This is a genomic window from Limimaricola cinnabarinus, from assembly GCF_047631075.1.
Lineage (GTDB): Bacteria > Pseudomonadota > Alphaproteobacteria > Rhodobacterales > Rhodobacteraceae > Limimaricola > Limimaricola cinnabarinus.
On the sequence record NZ_JBLHYX010000002.1, the window covers coordinates 206,925 to 224,070 of the forward strand.

Consider the following 17,146-nt stretch of genomic DNA (forward strand, 5'->3'; position numbering starts at 1 on the left):
AAAAAAACGGGCCAGCGGCCCGTCGATCTTTCCCGGTGGGCGCCGGTTGTGGAGGCCGGCGCGCCGCTGTTCTGAGGGGGATATAGGGGGGTCAGGACGAGTCTGCAAGTGTCGCGTGACACGGACCCCCCGGAGCCCTGTCAGATCGCATCCTCGTCGGGCTGCATCACGAAGATGATCACCGCCAGAATGGTGATGTAGAAACGGAAAGCCGGCTGCTGGCCATTCCAGATATCGGACTGCCACATCAGGAACCATTCCGCCCCGATCGCCATGAAGCCGACAAACCAGACCAGAAAACCGGTGGTCGCGCCCAGCACGGCCCAGCTCTTGGCCGCGTGGAAATCCCGCACCGGCGCGCGCAGCGCCATGAGCAGCCGGATCGCGCCGATGCCGAGGAGCAGCGCGGTCAGCCCCTCGCCCGCGATGATCAGCCAATAGCCCGCATGCCACATCCATTCGGTGGTGATTGCGCGGCCCATCAACGCGTTGCCCTCGAAGGTGGTGTCCATCGACAGCACATGCTGCACGAAGGCGAAGTTCGAGCCGTAATCGACGATGTTGTTGAGCGTGACGAGGAAGGCGAAGAGGGCGAGGCCGAGCAGCATCGCGATCTTGGAGAGACGCAGGGGCATGAAGGTCCTTTCGGGCAGGTCGGGTGACGCCGCCGGCACCCGCCTGAGGTGAAAGGCACCGGAAACGCCGCCGACTAGAAGTGGCATCGCGCCGAACTGTCCAGCGTGCAAAACCCCATGCCCCGCAGGCCGTTGCCCGATTGCTCCGCCGGGATCGGCCGGCCGCTTTGCCCCGCACGGAAACGGCCCGCTCTCCTATTGAGGAGAGCGGGCCGTCCGGTCGTTCCGAAAGGTGGCGATCAGGCGTTGGCGCCGATGAACCACGCGTCCTTGTCGAGCGTGCGGCTCACTTCGGTGAACAGGTCGGCGGTGTCCTCGTCACCGGCGTCGCCCGCCTCTTCCATCGCCTTGCGAACCTCGCCGCCGACGAACATGTAGCGCGATTTCAGCTCCTCGACGTGCTGCTTGATGTCAGTCACTTCCACCGGATAGGCGTCCATCTCGGCCTTGTCGGCGGCGACCTCGACGGTGCCGCGGGCGAAACCACCCAGAATCACCGCGCGCTCGGCCATCAGATCGGCGCCCTCGCGCAGCCGGTCGGCCGCCTCGTCGAGCAGCTCATGCACGCCGATGAAGCCCGGACCCTTGAGGTTCCAATGCGCCTGCTTCACCGCCAGCGTCAGGGCAAGCATGTTGACGAGGTTCTTGTTGAGCAGGTCGACCATCTGGGTGCGGACGTCCTGGTTCAGCTCTCCTGCGAAATTCTCGGGCATGGGTATCCTCTCTCAAAGCGAGATTGCGTGCGTTGTCTTGCCAACGCTCGTGCAAGGGCCCGGTTCCTGCCTGCGTCCCGCGCGCATGAGGAGAGCCGCGAAGCCGCGCCGTTTGCCGCAACGGACCCGAAGCGAAGCAGGACCGGTTCACCGGTCCGGCCGCCTTCCCAGCCCCAGTGCCGGGGCCCATGGGCAGGAGCGCCGATGCGAGGGCGCATGCCATGCACCCGACGCATGCCCGACCCCGATCGAGCGAAAGCTCGTCGACAGTTTCATTTGGTGTGCTACCTGAGCCGCCCCGGCGAAAAACGCTCCGACCCCGTCACGGCTGCCAATACTGGCGCGCCTGACGCTGCGGCGCGCATGCCGGTGCCGCACAACCCCGAACAGCCCGCAAAGGAGCGCTCCCATGGAAGCCAGACTGCTCGCTGCCCTCATCCTGCTGCCGGTGACGGTGATCATCATCCTTGCCGGCATTCATGAATACCGGCGCTACAAGTCAGAGGGCCGTGCGAATTACGGCCTCGCCTACGACGAAAAGACCGGAACGACCTATGTGACCGGAATCTCGGAGGATGAGGAAGCCTTCGATCCCGATGATTTCGATCCCAGCAACTATGACGAGCTGAAGAAGAAGGCCGATGATGACAAGGCATAGGGCCTGCGCGCTTCACGCCGGATAGAGGCGCCCCGTTTTCCGGCTCTCGGCCCGACAGGGTCGCCCGCCCCCGGCCGCTCGCATGACGGCCCAGCCTACCGTATTTACGATCCGAACGAAAAACGCGCCACCCCCGGGGGAGCGGCGCATTTCGTCGTGCGAGATGGCGGCCTAAGGGCCGATCAGGCCATCCACCACCGTTCGCAGATGCGGTTGCTGTCGAGGTCGAAGACGTTGCCGACCACCTCGGGGTGGCCGAGCTTGGTGTTGTAGCCGTCGACGAAGTTGGCATACATCGGGATCGCCGTGGCGCCCTCGCTCGAGCACAGGGCCTGCATCTCGTGATACATTTCGCGGCGCTTGTCGCTGTCGAGTTCGGCGCGCGCCTCCCTGAGCAGGGTCTGGAAGCGCTGGTCCTCCCAGTGGGTGTCGTTCCACGCGGCCCCGGCCTCGTAGCCCAGCGTGAACATCCAGTCCTCGGTCACGCGGCCCGACCAGTAGGAGGCGCACCACGGCTTCTTGATCCAGACGTTGGACCAGTAGCCATCCGCCGGCTCCTGCACGACATTGATGTCGATGCCGCAGTCGCGGGCGCTCGCCTGATACAGAAGGCCTGCGTCGATCGCCCCCGAAAAGGCCGCCTCGGAAACCGAGAGGTCGATGCTCAGGCCATCGAGGCCGGCCTCCTTCAAGAGCGCCTTCGACCTGTCGGGGTCATAGGCGTTCTGCTCCAGCTCGGCATGGTAATACTGGTTCGCCGGGCCGATCGGATGGTCATTGGCGACCGCGCCATGGCCCATCAGGATCTTCTCGACCAGTTCCTCGCGCCGCACCGCATGCTTGAGGGCCTTGCGCACGGTGACGTTGTCCATCGGCGAGAGATCAGTGAGCATCGGGAAGGTGTAGTGCTGGTTGCCCGTCACCTCATTGAGCGCGAGCTGCGGGTTGGCTTTCAGGAGCGGCTCGACCTGGAACTCCACGTTGTTCACCGCGTCGACCTGGCTGGTCATCAACGCCGTCATCCGGGCCGAGCCGTCATTGATCGCGATCACCTCGATCTGGTCGAACCAGCCTGCCTTGCCGTCCTTGTAGTGGCCGTCAACACGGCTCAGCAGCGTGCGCACGCCGGGATCGAAGCTCTCGACCTTGTAAAGCCCGGTGCCGATGCCCTGCGCGATCGCCTCCTCGACGTTCTGGTGCGGATAGATCAGCAGGTGATAGTCCGACATCAGGAACGGAAAGTCGGCGTTGCCTGCCTCCAACACGAACTGCACCTGATGCTCACCGAGCTTCTTCATCTCGGTGATCGGGGCGACGATCGGCCTCGCAGCCGATTTCGCATCCTCATCGAGATGCAGCTTGAGCGAGGCGATCACGTCGTCGGCGGTGAAGGCCGCGCCATTGTGGAAGGTCACGTCCTGCCGCAGATCGAAGGTCCATGTCTTGGCGTCGGGGGTCGATTCCCACGAGGTCGCAAGCTCGCCCACCAGCTCGCCATTGGCGGCGATCTCGGTGAGGCAGTCGAACACCGCGCCATGGGCGGTGAGGATCATGTAGGTGTCGGAATGGGTGCGCCCGTCCCAGCTGTCGGAGGTGTTGGCGCCCGCAAGGCCGAGCTTGAGCGTGCCCCCGCGCGACTGCGCGCGCAGCGGCAGGCCGGTGACGGACAACAGGCCTGCGGCGGCCCCGCTTCTGAGCAATCCCCGGCGGCTGATCTGTGGCAGCATGTCGTTCTCCCTCTTGGTTTCTTTTGGCCTCACGGGGCCGATTCGCTCACATCTTACCCGTTGCCGCCTCGCCCAGCGCCTCAACTCCCCGTTCGGCCAGAAGCTTGTCGAGCCAATCGGGGTCCATCTCGGGCACCGAAGACAGGAGCAGGTCGGTGTAGGGGTGGTGCGGCGGCGTGAACATCGCGGTCTTGGGGCCCTGCTCGATCACCCGGCCCTCCTTCATCACCACCACCTCGTCGGCGATCGCCTTCACCGTGGCGAGGTCGTGGGTGATGAACATGTAGGACAGGCCCAGCTCGTCCTGCAGCCGCGCCAGAAGCTTGAGGATGCCTTCGGCCACCAATTGATCAAGTGCGCTCGTCACCTCGTCGCAGATGATGAGACGCGGCTCGGCGGCCAACGCGCGGGCGATGCCGATGCGCTGCTTCTGCCCGCCCGACAACTCGCCCGGCAACCGGTCGCGGAAAATGGCCGGGTCCATCTCGATCTGGTCGAGCAGCTCGTCGACGCGGGTCCGCAAGCGGCGTCCCCTGAGCCCGGAATAGAAGCGCACCGGCCGGCCGATGATCTGCGCCACGGTCTGGCGCGGGTTCAGCGCGGTGTCGGCCATCTGGTAGATCATCTGGACCTGCCTGAGCTGGTCCTTGGACCGCTGGCGGTAGCCGGGCGGCAGCGCCTTGCCCTCGAAGCGCACGGCCCCACCCTTGGGCGGCAGCAGCCCGGTGATCACCCGCGCGGTGGTCGACTTGCCCGAGCCGCTTTCGCCCACCACCGCGACGGTGCGGCCGGGATGGATGTCGAAGGACACCTTCTCCAGCACCACTTGTTCGCCATAGGCCGCCGTCACCCCCTCGACCGAAAGGATCGGCACGCTGTCAGGGCCGGGCGCGGGCTTTTCGGGCCGGTGATAGCCGCGCACCGCCCAAAGCGACTTGGTATAGTCCTCGCGCGGGTGCTCCAGCATCTGCCGCGTCGGCGCGGTCTCGACCTCGTCGCCTCTGAGCAGCACCTTGATGCGATCCGCCATCTGCGCCACGACGGCGAGGTCGTGGGTGATGTAGATCGCCGAGGTGCCGAACTGGTCGACGATGTCGCGGATCGCCGCCAGCACCTCGATCTGCGTGGTCACGTCGAGCGCGGTGGTCGGCTCATCGAAGATGATGAGATCGGGGCGGCAGGACATTGCCATCGCCGTCATAGCGCGCTGCAATTGCCCGCCCGAGACCTGATGCGGATAGCGAAAGCCGATTTCCTCGGGGTTCGGCAGGCGCAGCTTGCGATAAAGCTCGATCGCATCCTCGACGCTTTCGCCGCGCCCGGACACGCCGTGGCGCACCGGCGCCTCGACATGCTGGTCGATCAGCTTGTGCGCGGGGTTGAAGCTCGCCGCCGCCGATTGCGCGACATAGGCGATGCGGCGGCCCAAGAGCGAGCGCTTCTCCTCGGTCGAGGCGGTCATCAGGTCGATGCCGTCGAACACCACCGCGCCGCCCGAGATCCGCACCCCGTCGCGCACATAGCCCATCGCGGCGAGGCCCAGCGTCGATTTGCCCGCCCCCGATTCGCCGATCAGCCCGAGCACCTCGCCACGCCCCAGCGTCAGGTCGATGCCATTGATGATCGGGTGCCATTCCTCGTCCGAGCGGCCCTCGATCCGCAGATCGCGTATTTCCAGAAGCGGCGTCACGATTTCAGCCCCGAGGCGCGGTGCAGCATCCAGTCCACGACGAAGTTCACCCCCACGGTCAGGATCGCAATGGCCAGCGCCGGCAGGAGCGGCGCCAGCGCCACCATCGGCGCGAAGGCGGCGAAGTTGATGAACTGCGCGAGGTCGCGGACCATGGTGCCCCAATCCGCCAGCGGCGGCTGGATGCCGACGCCAAGGAACGAGAGCGAGGCGATGGTCAGGAACACGAAGCAGAACCGCAGCCCGAACTCGGCCAGAAGCGGCGCCATGGCATTGGGCAGGATTTCGCGGAACACCAGATGCCCCATGCCCTCGCCGCGCAGCTTGGCGGCCTCGACGTAATCCATCACCACGATCCCGATGCCGACCGAGCGGGAGAGGCGGAACACCCGCGTGCTGTCGATCACCGCGATGATCAGCACCATATAGAGCGTCATCAGCCCGCGCGCGCCGTCGGCCCAGACGCTCGCGATGGTGAGCAGCAAAAGCGCGAATATGAGCGAGGGGATCGCCATCAGCACATCGACGCCGCGGCTCAGCACCTGATCGAGCCAGCCGTCCACGACGGCGGCCAGAAGCCCCAGCGAGCCGCCGAGAAGGAACGCCAGCAGCGTCGTCGCGAAGGCCAGCCCCACGGTGTTCTGCGCGCCGTAGATGAGCCGCGAGAGGATGTCGCGCCCGATCCGGTCGGTGCCCAGCGGAAAGGCCGGATCGCCGCCCATCGCCGGGTCGCCGCCCGGCACCACGTTGGCAGCACCCAGCACCGCCTCCTGTCCGTAGGGGGCGATCCAGGCGGCAAAGATCGCGACGATGGCATAGATGAGGATCACGAGGATGCCGAAGGCCGCCGTCAGCGGCATCTTGCGAAACTGCCGCTTCAACCGCTCGGGCCCCAGATGCCGCCCCGCAAGGCGAAAGACGAAGGCTGCGACGGCGCAGAGGAAAAAGCCCATCACCGCCCAGCGGAAATAGACGGCACCCGGCTTCATCCAGAGCCAGACCCCGCCCGCGATGGCAGCGAACGCCAGCGCGTAGCCGAAGGCCACGCCATAGGACATGTCGCGGTAGCGCGGCGCATTGCCGCTCAGCCTGCGCGCCACCCAGAGGCCGATCCATGCCAACGCCGCGATGGCGGCGAGCGCGCCGATGGCCCAGATCCAGAGACTCATTTGGGGTGCCTCAGACGCGGGTTCGAGATGATCGACAGGATGTCGGCGGTGAGGTTCAGCAAGATATAGGCCGCCGCAAAGATCAGGCAGCAGGCCTGCACCACAGGGATGTCGCGCAGCTTCACGCTGTCGACGAAGAGCTGGCCGATGCCGGGATAAACGAAGACCACCTCAACCACGACGACGCCGGTGACAAGATAGGCGAGGTTGAGCGCCACCACGTTGACGATGGGGGCCAGCGCGTTCGGGAGCGCGTGTCGCCAGATCACCCGCAGGGGCCGCATCCCCTTGAGCCGCGCCATCTCGATATAGGGCTGCGCCATCAGGTTAAGGATCGCGGCGCGGGTCATGCGCATCATGTGCGCGGTGACCACCAGCGTCAGCGTCAGGGCCGGAAGCAGGGTCTTTTCCAGCCTTTCGCCAAAGCTCATGCCGGGAAAGATGTTCGACAGCGAGGGCAGCACCGGGTTCACCACCGCAAACAGCAGGATCAGGATATAGGCCAGAAAGAATTCGGGGCTTGAGATCGAGGACAGGGTCGCGATGTTGGCGCCCTTGTCGAAGGCGGTGTCGCGCCACAGCGCGGCGAGGATGCCCAGACCCACCGCCATCGGCACGGCGATGGCCGCCGTCACGCCCGCGAGGAACATGGTGTTGGCAAAACGCGGGGCGATCTGCGCCAGCACGGTGGCCGAGGGGTCCACGCGCCCGGTGAAGCTCGCGAAGTTGGCCTGCGCGAAGCTGACGCCGAGATCACCGCGCGCCGCATCCCAGAGCCATTGCACGTAGCGGACCGGCAGTGGCTGATCGAGGCCGAGCTGGGTGCGGATCGCCGTGACCGCCTCGGGCGTCGCGGACTGGCCCAGCACGGCCTGCGCAAAATCGCCGGGAAGCAGGTTCACCGCGCCGAAGATCACCGCCGAGACGATGAGCAGCGTCAGAAGGCCAAGCGCCAGACGCTGCAGGACGATGCGTATCACGCTCCCCAAGCTGTCGAAGTCTCCCCTGTGGCCCGGGACATGGGCCGCTCTGGTGCGGTTCCGCACCTTCTTGATTGACTTCAGGTTAGCGAAGCTTGGGGAGCTGTAAAGCCTTGTGAAGATTACCTTGCGTCGCTCAGCCGAAGATCGGCCCCTCGTTGCCGCGGCCCAGCGCGTCGGTCGCGCGCACCAGTTCGGCCGAGATGCCCGGCTCGGACAGCGCATGACCCGCACGGGGAATCATCTTGAGCCGCGCGGCGGGCCAGAGCGAGGCCAGCCGGTGCGCCCCGGAGGGCGGACAGATCATGTCATAGCGCCCCTGCACGATCAGCCCCGGGATCTGCGCGATCCGGTCCATCCGTTCGAGGATGCCCTGCCCCGGTGCGAGAAAGCCGCGATTGTGGAAGTAATGGTTCTCGAGCCGCGAGAAGGCGCGGGCATATTCAGCCGGACCGTCGCCCAGCGGCCCGTCATTGTCGATCGAGGCCAGGGCGTTCTCCCACGAGGCCCAGCTTCGGGCGTGGCGCAGCTCGCAGCCCGCATCGCCTGAAAACAGCCGCCGGTGATAGGCGGCGATCAGGTCGTCATGCTCGGCCTGAGGGATCGGCGCGGTGAACCGCTCCCACAACTCGGGCCAGAACTGTCCCGCGCCGCCGCCATAGAACCATTGCAGCTCGGCCTCGGTCATCAGGAACACGCCGCGCAGGATCAGTGCCGCGGCCCGCTCGGGGTGGGTCTGCGCATAGATCAGCGCCAATGTCGCGCCCCATGAGCCCCCGAACAGCACCCATTGCTCGATCCCGAGCATCTCGCGGATATGCTCCATGTCCGAGACGAGGTGCCATGTCGTGTTGGCCTCGACGCTGGCATGGGGCCGCGAGCGTCCGCAGCCGCGCTGGTCGAACAGGATGATGCGCCAGGCCGAGGCGTCGAAATAGCGCCGCATCGCCGGGCTGCATCCGCCGCCCGGACCGCCATGCAGCACCACCACCGGCTTGCCGTCCGGGTTGCCGCATTGCTCGACATAGATCCGGTGCCCATCGCCCACCTCGACCATGCGCTGGTCGAAGGGCTCGACGGGGGGATGAAGATGCGCGATGGCGCGGCGGTGACCTGAGACCTTGTCCATGCCCGACCTATATAGGCACAAGCACCACGCCGTCACCCGCCCGCGACGAAGAAGGATCGAAACCATGCCGCAGACCGACCCCGCCCGCTCCACCGTCGATGCGCAGGAGGTCGCCAAGTTCGAGGCGATGGCCGCCGAATGGTGGGACGAGACCGGCAAGTTCAAGCCGTTGCACATGCTCAACCCCTGTCGGCTGGGCTACATCACCGACCAGATCGCGGCGCAGTTCGATCGCGATCTGTCCCGGAACAGGCCCTTTGAGGGGCTGCGCCTGCTCGATATCGGCTGCGGCGGCGGGCTATTGTGCGAACCGATGGCCCGGCTCGGCGCAGAGGTGATCGGCGCGGACGCGGCGGCGCGCAACATTCCCGTGGCGCGGCTCCATGCCGAGCAGTCGGACCTCGAGATCGACTACCGCCACACCACTGCCGAGGACATGGCGGCGGCGGGAGAGCGGTTCGACGTGGTCCTCAACATGGAGGTGGTCGAGCACGTTGCCTCGCCGATCGACTATCTCACCGCCTGTCACGACCTGCTGCGCCCCGGCGGGCTGCACATCTGCTCGACCCTCAACCGCAACGCCAAGAGCTTCGGCATGGCGATCCTCGGGGCGGAATGGGTGATGCGCTGGCTGCCCAAGGGCACGCATGACTGGAAGAAGTTCATCACCCCCGACGAGCTTTACGACCTGCTCAAACGCGCCGGGCTGATGCCGGTGGACCGCAAGGGCATGGTATTCAACCCGATCTCCTGGAGCTGGTCGCTGTCGGAGCGCGACCTGTCGGTGAACTACGTCACTTCGAGCCTGCGGCCCGAGCGGATCACGCTCTGATCATGGCCTAGCCGGTGACGCTCTAGTCCACGTCCGAGAGCCGAAGCCTGAGCTCGCGCAACACCGGAAGCGCCGCGCGGGCGCGCTCGGCCCCGACCCGCTCGACCACCTCGGCGACGATCGGCGTGATCGCGGCCACGGCGGCATTGCGCGCCTCAAACCCGGCGGGGCTGATCGCCACCATCTTGCGGCGCGCGTCGTCCCAGTCGGGGCGGATATGCACCCAGCCCGCCCATTCGAGCTTGCCCAGCGTGTTGGTCATCGCCCCGCGCGTCAGGTGGAACGTCTTGGCGAGTTGCGCCGGACTGCGTTCGGTCCCCGAAAAGGCGAGGTGGTTCAGCACCGAGAAATGCGACAGCTCCATGCCCTTGGGCAGCACCTTGGACATGGTGTTGCGCGCCAGCTGGTCGACGGCCAGAATCTCGCTGAACAGTGTGATGGCGAGGTTGTCGACAGGCTGGCTCATGCGGGTCCATCATAAGGGCGATCATGCGCGAGCGAGGGCACCCGCCGTCTCGCTTGTGCCACTTCGGCGAGGTCCAGATCAACGATGGTGATGCCGGTTGCCGTACCGGCATCGGCGATCACCGCGCCCCACGGGTCCACCGCGAGGCTATGGCCCCATGTCTCGCGCGCCCGCCCCTCGGTCGCGGCGTGCCGCCCGGTCTGCGCGGCGGCGAGCACGAAGGACCCCGTCTCGATCGCCCGGGCGCGCAGCAGCGTTTCCCAATGCGCGGCGCCGGTAACCGGAGAAAAGGCGCTGGGCACTAACAGGATCTCGGCCCCGGCCTGTGCAAGCGCCCGGTAGAGTTGCGGAAACCGGAGGTCGTAGCAGATGCTCAGACCGATTGCGGCCAGCGGCGTCCGGGCCAGCACCGCGCGGTCGCCGGGCCGGTAGCCGGCGGATTCACGGTAGGTCTCGGTTGCGCTCACCTCAACGTCGAACATGTGGATCTTGTCGTAGCGCGAATGGACCGCCCCGTTCGGGCCGATCAGCAGCGACCGGTTGGCAAAGCGCCCGTCGGGGTCGTCGATCCTGACCGCGATCGAGCCCAGCGCCAGCCAGACCCCGGCCTTTGCCGCCTCCTCGCGCATGGCCGCCAGCATCGGATCCTCTGCCTCATGGCACAGAACCTCAAGCTGCCTCGCCCGGCTGGCCGAGACGCAGTTGCTGACCTCGGGCGTGCAGATCAGCTTTGCGCCCTGCGCCACCGCGTCGCGGACCATCCCGCGCAAGATCGAGAGGTTGCGCGCGGGATCGTCCGAGGCGGTAAGTTGCAGGAGCGCGGCGCGGATCACTTGCCCAGCAAGAGGTCGAGACCGCCACGCCGGTCGAGAAGCGCCATGTCGTCATAACCGCCGACATGGGTGTCGCCGATGAAGATCTGCGGCACAGTGCGCCCGCCATTGGCGCGCTGCGTCATCTCGGCGCGGCGCTGCGGCGCGGCCACGACGTCGATCTCGGTATAAGAGACGCCCTTTTGCGCCAGCAGCCGCTTGGCGGCGTGGCAATAGCCGCAGGTGGGCGAGGTGTAGATTTCGATCTGTGGGGTCGCGTCGGGCATCGAGGCCTCCGGAACATGAGTGGTTTCCCCTGATCTAGGGGTCCGGGGCCGCGCGGGCCAGTGCCGCGACGTATATCTGTGCCGCACCCGCCGCGCGGGCGGCCTGCGCGCAGGCGGTGAGCGTGGCGCCAGAGGTCAGCACGTCATCGACGATGAGCACCGCCCGCCCCCGCATCCCGGCCCCGCGCCGCGGATGCGCCCGGATCGCGCCATCAAGCGTCGCGCGGCGGGCCTCGGCGTCCTGACCGCCGAGCGAGGCGGTAGCGCGGTGCCGCCAGAGCGCGTCGGGCCCATGCGCGCAGCCCAGCGCGCGGGCGACCCCCGCCGCCAGCAGCGCCGACTGGTTGTAGCGCCGCCGCCAGAGCCGCGACCGGTGCAGCGGCACCGGCACCACCAGCATGTCGGGCCGCGCCAGATCCGCCACTGCCCGCGCCATCCAGAGCGCCATCGGCGCGGCGAGATCGGTGCGGTCGCCATGCTTGAGCCCCAGCACCAGCCGCCGCGCGCCGTCGCGGTAGCGCAGCACCGCCCGGCCCTGCGACCATGGCGGCGGAGCCGACAGGCAGGCGTCGCAAACCAGCCCCGGCTCGGCCTCTCCCGGCAGGGGCCGGGCGCAGAACCCGCACATCGCCCCGCCCAGAAACGGCGTGTCGCGCCAGCAGGCGCCGCAAAGCGCAAAATCCTCCTCGGTCATTTCGCCGCAGCCCATGCAGGCGGCGGGGTAGATCGCCCTCAGGACGCTTTGCATTCCCATGCCGGACCCCTATCTCGGGCGCATGTCACAGACCCAGACCACGGCCCAGCGCCCCGCCCTGTTCGACCGCCGCGCCCTTGCCCGGCACCGCGCCCGCGCCGCGCGCGATCCGGCCCTGTTCCTGCAGGAGGCCGTGGCCGACGACATCGAGGATAGGATCGCCGAGGTTAACCGATCCTTTAACGACGTGTCCGTGGTCACGCCCTGGCCCGATTTGTGGGCCGCGCGCCTGCCGCGGGCCCGGATCGTGGCCGACACCGAGACGCTCGATCTCGTTCCCGCCTCGCAGGATCTCGTGATCCACGCGCTAGCGCTTCACTGGGCCGAGGACCCCATCGGCCAGTTGATTCAATGCGCCCGGGCGCTGCGTCCCGACGGGCTTTTGATCGCGACGCTGTTCGGCGGCGAGACGCTGGCCGATCTGCGCGCCGCCCTCACCGCCGCCGAAACCGCCGTCACGGGGGGGCTTTCGCCCCGAGTGGCCCCGATGGGCGAGATCCGCGATCTCGGCGCGCTCCTACAGCGCGCGGGGCTGGCGCTCCCCGTGGCGGACGGCACGCCCTATGATGTCAGCTACGAGACGCCGTTCCACCTGATGCGCGATCTGCGGGCCATGGGCGAGAGCAACGCGATGGCGCACCGCCTGCGCCGCCCGACGCGCCGCGCCGTTCTGGCCGAGGCGGCGCGGCTCCATGCCGAGACCAGCGCACGCCCCGATGGCCGCGTGGGCGCCCGCTTCGAGGTGATCACCCTTACCGGCTGGGCCCCTTCCGCCGATCAACCCCAGCCCTTGCGACCGGGCTCCGCGACCCGAAGCCTCGAAGAGGCTCTGCGCCGCGCCCGCGACGATAGCGCCGATTGACCCCAAACCGCGGGACCGCGAGGCTGCACCGGCGCGCGAACCGGTTGCCGGCCCCGCGTTGCCGCTACCTTACTCTCGACATACCCAAAGACTGCTGCAGCCCCGAGGACAGACGATGCTCGACGCGACCCGACCGACCCATGCCCCCGCCGATCACCCGGCGCTGCCGAAATCCCGCGTCGGCATTCTCGTGGCCAATCTCGGCACGCCCGACGGCACCGATTACCGCTCGATGCGGCGCTACCTGTCGGAATTCCTCTCCGATCGCCGCGTCGTCGACACCAACCCGCTGATCTGGCAGCCGATCCTGCAGGGCATCATCCTGTCGAAGCGGCCGCAGAAATCCGGCGCCGCCTACCGTTCGATCTGGAACGAGGAGTTGAACGAGAGCCCGCTCAGGACCATCACCCGCGCCCAGACCGAGGCGTTGCGCGCTCGCTTCGAGGCAGAGCATGGCGACGCAGTGCAGGTCGAGTTCTGCATGCGCTACGGCAATCCCTCGACCAAGTCGGTGGTGCGCCGCATGGTCGAGAACGGCTGCCGCAAGATCCTGTTCTTCCCGCTCTACCCACAATATGCCGGCGCCACCTCCGCCACCGCCAACGACGCCTTCTTCAAGGCGCTTTCCAAGGAGAAGTGGCAGCCCACCGCGCGGGTGGTGGACCCCTATTTCGACCGGCCCGACTATATCGAGGCGCTGGCCAATTCGGTGCGGCGCGCGCATCCGACGCCCGAAAGCCGCCCCGAGGTGCTGGTCTGCTCCTATCACGGGCTGCCCAAGCGCTACCTGCTGGAGGGCGACCCCTATCATTGCCAGTGCCAGAAGACGACGCGGCTGCTGCGCGACGCGCTGGGCTGGGAGGAGACGCGGGTGGTGAACACCTTCCAGTCGGTCTTCGGGCGCGAGGAATGGCTCAAGCCCTACACCGTCGAGGAGGTGGCGCGGCTCGCCAAGGAAGAGGGTGTGCGCAGGATCTCGGTCTGCGCCCCGGCCTTCTCGGCCGATTGCATCGAGACGCTCGAAGAGATCAACGAGGAGATCCGCGAGAGTTTCGAACATGCGGGCGGCGAGAGCTTCACTTACATTCCCTGCCTGAACGAGCATCCCGAGCATATCGACATGCTGGAACGGGTGATCCGCGAGAACCTCTCGGGCTGGATCTGAGACACGAAAAAGGGGGCCCGAGCGGCCCCCTTCCTGCATCCGTCTCTATTCGATCTCAGATCAGCATGACCTGCGTGCCGATGGTCGAGAGCGAAAACAGCTCGGCGATGTGCTCGTTGTAGAGGCCAATGCAGCCATTCGAGGAACGCCGCCCGATCTTGCGTGTGTCATGGGTGCCGTGGATCCGGTAGTATTGCCAGGTCAGCCACATCGCATGGCTGCCCAGCGGGCTGTCGGGACCGGCGGGGATGTATTCGGGCCATTCGGGGTTGCGCTGGCGCATCTCGGGCGTCGGGCGCCAGTCGGGGCCCTCGACCTTCTTGATGATCTCGGTGCGGCCCAGACGGGTCAGGTCGGGCGTCAGCGGCACCGAGCTGGGGTAGAGCCGGTAGATGCTCTCGTCGGCGCTCCAGAAATGCACGGCCCGGCTCTGGGTGTCGGCGAGGATCGCACCATTGCGCAGATCGGCGAAATAGGGCCGCCAGTCGAGCGCGCGGAAGCTCGAGACGTTGCGGCTCACGGAGGACGAGATGTCGCCTTCGATCTCGGTGGAGCCGGACAGGGCCAGCGCCGGGCTGGCCAGCACGGTCGCGCCGAAGGCGGCGGTGGCGGCAATGAAGCCGCGACGGTTCAACGCTTTGGGGTCGTGACCCATGCGAATCTCCAGACAGGGGGTGACGTCACCGGAATCTCGTAGATCGCGTTTGCGTGAGGCGCAATTCACCGAAACGTCAACTTGGCGAGGCCCCGCCGATCCCGTTTGATCTGTCGCGCCGCTGCCGCTATCAGGCGAGAGTTCTGGACCTCACAGGTGACGCATGCAGCGACGCGAGCTGATTCTCGGCCTTCTTCTCACCGGCCTTTCGGCCTGCGCGGCGCCCACGGGCCGGATCGGCCCCGACGGCTTGCCGCTGCCGCAGGTGTACCGAATCAGGCCGGAGGACGAGGCGCAGATCCCCTACCGGATGCTCGACGGCGTCAACACGCTGCGCCAGGCGCGCGGGCTGTCCATGCTCACCCTCGACGCGCAACTCAACGCCGCCGCCGCCACCCATTCGCGCGACATGAGCGTGCAGAACCGGCCGTGGCATTTCGGCTCCGACGGCTCGTCCCCGGTGGACCGTCTCCGGCGCGTCGGGTTCTCGGGGCGTCTGGTGGGCGAGACGATCTCGGAAACCTACGAGACCGAGCTCGAAACGCTCGCCTCGTGGATGGAGGAGTCGGCGACGCGTGACGTGATCCTCGACCCGTCGGCGACCCGCATGGGCCTTGCGTGGTTTCAGGAACCGGCAGGCAAGATCTGGTGGACGATGGTGCTCGCGGCCTGAGGGCTGCCGCCATGTCAGGGACCGGATCGTCCTGGAACCTGTATCGGACATGAAAAAAGGGGCGCTGCGGCGTCCCTTTCTCGTGTTGGCCGATGCCGAACCCCGCTCAGGCCTTGACGAAGACCGGGGTGTAATCACCAACCATCGAATAGATTTCCTCGACCTCGTGATTCATCACGGCGATGCAGCCCGCGGTCCAGTCCTTCTTGCCCTCGACCACGCTGGGCGTGCCGTGGATGAAGATCTCGCCGCCCGGGCTCTTGCCATAGGCTTCGGCAAAGGCGCGATCGTTGGCATTGGGATAGGAGATACCGACCGAGAGGTGATAGGCGCTGTTGGGATTGCGCCGGTCGATGATGTAGGCGCCTTCGGGCGTCTTGCCGTCGCCTTCGAACTGCTTGTGACCGACGGGGGCGAAGCCAAGCTGGAAGGGATAGGTCTTGATCGCCTTGTTGCCGCTGAGCAGGTAGAGTTTGCGCTGCTGCTTGAAGGCCATGATCGAGGTGATCTGAGGCCCATCATAGCTCAGCACCCGGCGGCCCGAACAAGCTGCGAGAAGCGCCGGCGCGGCGAGGAGAAACTTGCGTCTGTCGATGGTCATGCTGCCCACTGTCCCGGTCTGAAGCCGTTTCGGCGAATTTAGCGGATCCGTGAAATCCCGCCTAGGGGAGCCTCGCGCATCATGGTTAGAACCGGGTGAATCGTGTCGCCAATTCCACATGCGGCGACCAGCGAAATTGGTCCACCACGGTCACAGGGCCCATCTCGAACCCCTTGTTCACAAGGGCTTTGGCGTCGCGCGCAAAGCTCGACGGGCTGCAGGACACCATTGCGATCACATTGATTTGAGATGCGGCGAGGGCGGCCACCTGCGCCTGAGCGCCCGCGCGCGGCGGGTCGATCACAGCGGCATCGAATCGCGACAGCTCGTCCGGCAGGAGCGGGCGGCGGAACAGATCGCGCGTCTCGGTGCTCACGCGCTTGAGCCCCGGCACCCCGCGCCAGCCCCGATCGAGCGCCGCCAGCATCGCGGCCTCCCCCTCGACGGCGTGAATCTCGGCCCTTTCGGCCAGCGGCAGCGAGAAGGTGCCGCATCCCGCAAAGAGATCGACGATGCGCGCGGCCCCGCCCACGGAGGCACGCACGCAGTCCAGCAGCGCCGCCTCGCCATGCGCGGTGGCCTGAAGAAAGGCGCCGGGCGGCGGCACGACCCGCGCGCGGCCCATCATCTGGACGGGCGGCTCGAGTTCGGCCACGATCTCGTCGGCCCAGACCAGCCGCGCAATCCCCGCCTCGCGCGCGATGTCCGGAAGCGCGATGCGCAGCGCCTCGGTCAGCTCCTTGTCGGTGTCGATATGCAGATCGGGGCCCGCTTCACTGGCGGTCACGGTCAGGCCCGCCTCGCCCTTGCGCGATGCGGCAAGTGCCGCGATCCGCTCCAGCGCCCGGATCAGCGCCGTGAGTTCGGGCAGCAGCAGGCGGCAGCCCGGCACCTCGATCACCGTGTCGGAGGCACGGGCGTGAAAGCCCACGAGCGCGCCCTTCTTGGTGCGCCGCCCAGCGAGACGGGCACGGCGGCGGCTGTCGGCGGGCGAGGTGAGAACGCGGGCGATCTCGCCCGTCAGCCCCTGGGCGCGCAGCGCGGTGCGCACGATCTCGGCCTTCCAGCCTTCGACGAAGCCGTCGGAGGCGTGCTGCATGGCGCAGCCGCCGCAGGCCTTGAAATGGCGGCAGGGCGGTGCGATCCGCTCGGGCGAGGGGGTGACGATCTTCGCAGCCTCGGCCGTGAGCATCACCACTTCGCCGGGCAGGGCGCGCGGCACGAGAGTGCCGTTCTGCGCGCGCCCCATGCCGTGATGCGTCACCCTCTCGATCGTCACCTCGCCGCGGGGCGCGGGATCGGGTTGCGGGGTCTTCGGCGGCAGGGTCTCGGTCATGG

19 protein-coding genes are annotated in these 17,146 nt (G+C 67.2%); 5 read left to right on the forward strand and 14 right to left on the reverse strand.

The annotated features are described in order from the left end of the window. Positions 1 to 140 precede the first annotated feature (140 nt). Positions 141 to 635: a DUF2165 family protein gene (locus tag ACJASC_RS02810; RefSeq protein WP_415143369.1), complete on the reverse strand. Its 495-nt coding sequence runs from the start codon at positions 633 to 635 to the stop codon at positions 141 to 143. Between the two features lie 239 nt (positions 636 to 874). Next, complete coding sequence (dps, locus tag ACJASC_RS02815; RefSeq protein ID WP_415143371.1) at positions 875 to 1,348, reverse strand: DNA starvation/stationary phase protection protein Dps; 474 nt, start codon at positions 1,346 to 1,348, stop codon at positions 875 to 877. 409 nt (positions 1,349 to 1,757) lie between these two features. On the opposite strand from dps, the gene ACJASC_RS02820 reads away from it, so the two are divergent. Further along, a complete protein-coding gene (locus ACJASC_RS02820) occupies positions 1,758 to 2,006 on the forward strand; it encodes a hypothetical protein (RefSeq protein ID WP_415143373.1) in 249 nt (82 codons plus the stop codon). A 182-nt stretch (positions 2,007 to 2,188) separates the two neighbouring features. On the opposite strand, the gene ACJASC_RS02825 is transcribed toward ACJASC_RS02820, so the two are convergent. From ACJASC_RS02825 to pip, 5 genes are all read right to left on the reverse strand, one after another. Then, positions 2,189 to 3,733: an ABC transporter substrate-binding protein gene (locus ACJASC_RS02825; RefSeq protein WP_415143375.1), complete on the reverse strand. Its 1,545-nt coding sequence runs from the start codon at positions 3,731 to 3,733 to the stop codon at positions 2,189 to 2,191. 46 nt (positions 3,734 to 3,779) lie between these two features. Beyond that, entirely contained in the window at positions 3,780 to 5,423 is a 1,644-nt protein-coding gene (locus tag ACJASC_RS02830) for an ABC transporter ATP-binding protein (protein WP_415143377.1), read from the reverse strand. Next, positions 5,420 to 6,592 (reverse strand): ABC transporter permease, encoded by a 1,173-nt coding sequence (locus ACJASC_RS02835; protein WP_415143379.1) that lies wholly within the window; start codon positions 6,590 to 6,592, stop codon positions 5,420 to 5,422. Before ACJASC_RS02835 ends, ACJASC_RS02830 begins: the two co-directional genes overlap by 4 nt. Continuing rightward, positions 6,589 to 7,581 carry an ABC transporter permease gene (locus ACJASC_RS02840; protein WP_415143381.1) on the reverse strand — a complete coding sequence of 331 codons (993 nt, stop codon included), beginning with the start codon at positions 7,579 to 7,581 and terminating at the stop codon, positions 6,589 to 6,591. Before ACJASC_RS02840 ends, ACJASC_RS02835 begins: the two co-directional genes overlap by 4 nt. 127 nt (positions 7,582 to 7,708) lie before the next feature. After that, positions 7,709 to 8,701 carry a prolyl aminopeptidase gene (gene pip / locus ACJASC_RS02845; protein ID WP_415143383.1) on the reverse strand — a complete coding sequence of 331 codons (993 nt, stop codon included), beginning with the start codon at positions 8,699 to 8,701 and terminating at the stop codon, positions 7,709 to 7,711. A gap of 64 nt (positions 8,702 to 8,765) precedes the next feature. On the opposite strand from pip, the gene ubiG reads away from it, so the two are divergent. Further along, positions 8,766 to 9,533 carry a bifunctional 2-polyprenyl-6-hydroxyphenol methylase/3-demethylubiquinol 3-O-methyltransferase UbiG gene (ubiG, locus tag ACJASC_RS02850; RefSeq protein WP_415143387.1) on the forward strand — a complete coding sequence of 256 codons (768 nt, stop codon included), beginning with the start codon at positions 8,766 to 8,768 and terminating at the stop codon, positions 9,531 to 9,533. A gap of 22 nt (positions 9,534 to 9,555) precedes the next feature. Here ubiG and ACJASC_RS02855 read toward each other — a convergent pair whose 3' ends face one another. The 4 genes from ACJASC_RS02855 to ACJASC_RS02870 are packed head-to-tail and all read right to left on the reverse strand — an operon-like array spanning position 9,556 to position 11,852. After that, the gene (locus tag ACJASC_RS02855) at positions 9,556 to 9,999 is read right to left on the reverse strand and encodes a MarR family winged helix-turn-helix transcriptional regulator (protein WP_415143389.1); all 444 of its coding nucleotides are present in this window, start codon (positions 9,997 to 9,999) and stop codon (positions 9,556 to 9,558) included. Beyond that, positions 9,996 to 10,829, reverse strand: a complete 834-nt coding sequence (locus tag ACJASC_RS02860) for a carbon-nitrogen hydrolase family protein (RefSeq protein ID WP_415143508.1) — start codon at positions 10,827 to 10,829, stop codon at positions 9,996 to 9,998. Before ACJASC_RS02860 ends, ACJASC_RS02855 begins: the two co-directional genes overlap by 4 nt. Further along, positions 10,829 to 11,098 carry a glutaredoxin 3 gene (gene grxC, locus ACJASC_RS02865; RefSeq protein ID WP_415143391.1) on the reverse strand — a complete coding sequence of 90 codons (270 nt, stop codon included), beginning with the start codon at positions 11,096 to 11,098 and terminating at the stop codon, positions 10,829 to 10,831. The genes ACJASC_RS02860 and grxC overlap by 1 nt, the downstream gene beginning before the upstream one ends. Positions 11,099 to 11,132: 34 nt before the next feature. Continuing rightward, entirely contained in the window at positions 11,133 to 11,852 is a 720-nt protein-coding gene (locus tag ACJASC_RS02870) for a ComF family protein (protein WP_415143393.1), read from the reverse strand. A gap of 22 nt (positions 11,853 to 11,874) precedes the next feature. Here ACJASC_RS02870 and ACJASC_RS02875 point away from each other — a divergent pair, with 22 nt between their 5' ends. Both ACJASC_RS02875 and hemH read left to right on the forward strand, forming a co-directional pair. After that, entirely contained in the window at positions 11,875 to 12,714 is an 840-nt protein-coding gene (locus ACJASC_RS02875) for a class I SAM-dependent methyltransferase (RefSeq protein WP_415143395.1), read from the forward strand. A 115-nt stretch (positions 12,715 to 12,829) separates the two neighbouring features. Then, the gene (gene hemH, locus ACJASC_RS02880; RefSeq protein WP_415143397.1) at positions 12,830 to 13,879 is read left to right on the forward strand and encodes a ferrochelatase; all 1,050 of its coding nucleotides are present in this window, start codon (positions 12,830 to 12,832) and stop codon (positions 13,877 to 13,879) included. 55 nt (positions 13,880 to 13,934) lie between these two features. Here the strand turns inward: hemH and ACJASC_RS02885 are convergent, their stop codons facing one another. Continuing rightward, a complete protein-coding gene (locus tag ACJASC_RS02885) occupies positions 13,935 to 14,534 on the reverse strand; it encodes a L,D-transpeptidase (protein ID WP_021692825.1) in 600 nt (199 codons plus the stop codon). A 163-nt stretch (positions 14,535 to 14,697) separates the two neighbouring features. Here ACJASC_RS02885 and dalA point away from each other — a divergent pair, with 163 nt between their 5' ends. Next, on the forward strand, positions 14,698 to 15,207 hold the full coding sequence (gene dalA / locus ACJASC_RS02890) for a divisome-associated lipoprotein DalA (RefSeq protein WP_021692824.1): 510 nt from the start codon (positions 14,698 to 14,700) through the stop codon (positions 15,205 to 15,207). A 106-nt stretch (positions 15,208 to 15,313) separates the two neighbouring features. Here dalA and ACJASC_RS02895 read toward each other — a convergent pair whose 3' ends face one another. Both ACJASC_RS02895 and ACJASC_RS02900 read right to left on the reverse strand, forming a co-directional pair. Next, entirely contained in the window at positions 15,314 to 15,808 is a 495-nt protein-coding gene (locus ACJASC_RS02895) for a L,D-transpeptidase family protein (protein ID WP_021692823.1), read from the reverse strand. Positions 15,809 to 15,893: 85 nt separating this feature from the next. Beyond that, a complete protein-coding gene (locus ACJASC_RS02900) occupies positions 15,894 to 17,144 on the reverse strand; it encodes a class I SAM-dependent RNA methyltransferase (RefSeq protein WP_415143400.1) in 1,251 nt (416 codons plus the stop codon). Positions 17,145 to 17,146 lie beyond the last annotated feature (2 nt).

Excerpts from the sequence above, each read along its gene's own strand:
- ACJASC_RS02810 (WP_415143369.1), bottom strand. The coding sequence starts at position 635 with ATGCCCCTGCGTCTCTCCAAGATCGCGATGCTGCTCGGCCTCGCCCTC.
- dps (WP_415143371.1), bottom strand. The coding sequence starts at position 1,348 with ATGCCCGAGAATTTCGCAGGAGAGCTGAACCAGGACGTCCGCACCCAG.
- ACJASC_RS02820 (WP_415143373.1), top strand. The coding sequence starts at position 1,758 with ATGGAAGCCAGACTGCTCGCTGCCCTCATCCTGCTGCCGGTGACGGTG.
- ACJASC_RS02825 (WP_415143375.1), bottom strand. The coding sequence starts at position 3,733 with ATGCTGCCACAGATCAGCCGCCGGGGATTGCTCAGAAGCGGGGCCGCC.
- ACJASC_RS02835 (WP_415143379.1), bottom strand. The coding sequence starts at position 6,592 with ATGAGTCTCTGGATCTGGGCCATCGGCGCGCTCGCCGCCATCGCGGCG.
- pip (WP_415143383.1), bottom strand. The coding sequence starts at position 8,701 with ATGGACAAGGTCTCAGGTCACCGCCGCGCCATCGCGCATCTTCATCCC.
- ubiG (WP_415143387.1), top strand. The coding sequence starts at position 8,766 with ATGCCGCAGACCGACCCCGCCCGCTCCACCGTCGATGCGCAGGAGGTC.
- ACJASC_RS02855 (WP_415143389.1), bottom strand. The coding sequence starts at position 9,999 with ATGAGCCAGCCTGTCGACAACCTCGCCATCACACTGTTCAGCGAGATT.
- grxC (WP_415143391.1), bottom strand. The coding sequence starts at position 11,098 with ATGCCCGACGCGACCCCACAGATCGAAATCTACACCTCGCCCACCTGC.
- ACJASC_RS02870 (WP_415143393.1), bottom strand. The coding sequence starts at position 11,852 with ATGGGAATGCAAAGCGTCCTGAGGGCGATCTACCCCGCCGCCTGCATG.
- ACJASC_RS02875 (WP_415143395.1), top strand. The coding sequence starts at position 11,875 with ATGTCACAGACCCAGACCACGGCCCAGCGCCCCGCCCTGTTCGACCGC.
- hemH (WP_415143397.1), top strand. The coding sequence starts at position 12,830 with ATGCTCGACGCGACCCGACCGACCCATGCCCCCGCCGATCACCCGGCG.
- ACJASC_RS02885 (WP_021692825.1), bottom strand. The coding sequence starts at position 14,534 with ATGGGTCACGACCCCAAAGCGTTGAACCGTCGCGGCTTCATTGCCGCC.
- dalA (WP_021692824.1), top strand. The coding sequence starts at position 14,698 with ATGCAGCGACGCGAGCTGATTCTCGGCCTTCTTCTCACCGGCCTTTCG.
- ACJASC_RS02895 (WP_021692823.1), bottom strand. The coding sequence starts at position 15,808 with ATGACCATCGACAGACGCAAGTTTCTCCTCGCCGCGCCGGCGCTTCTC.
- ACJASC_RS02900 (WP_415143400.1), bottom strand. The coding sequence starts at position 17,144 with ATGACCGAGACCCTGCCGCCGAAGACCCCGCAACCCGATCCCGCGCCC.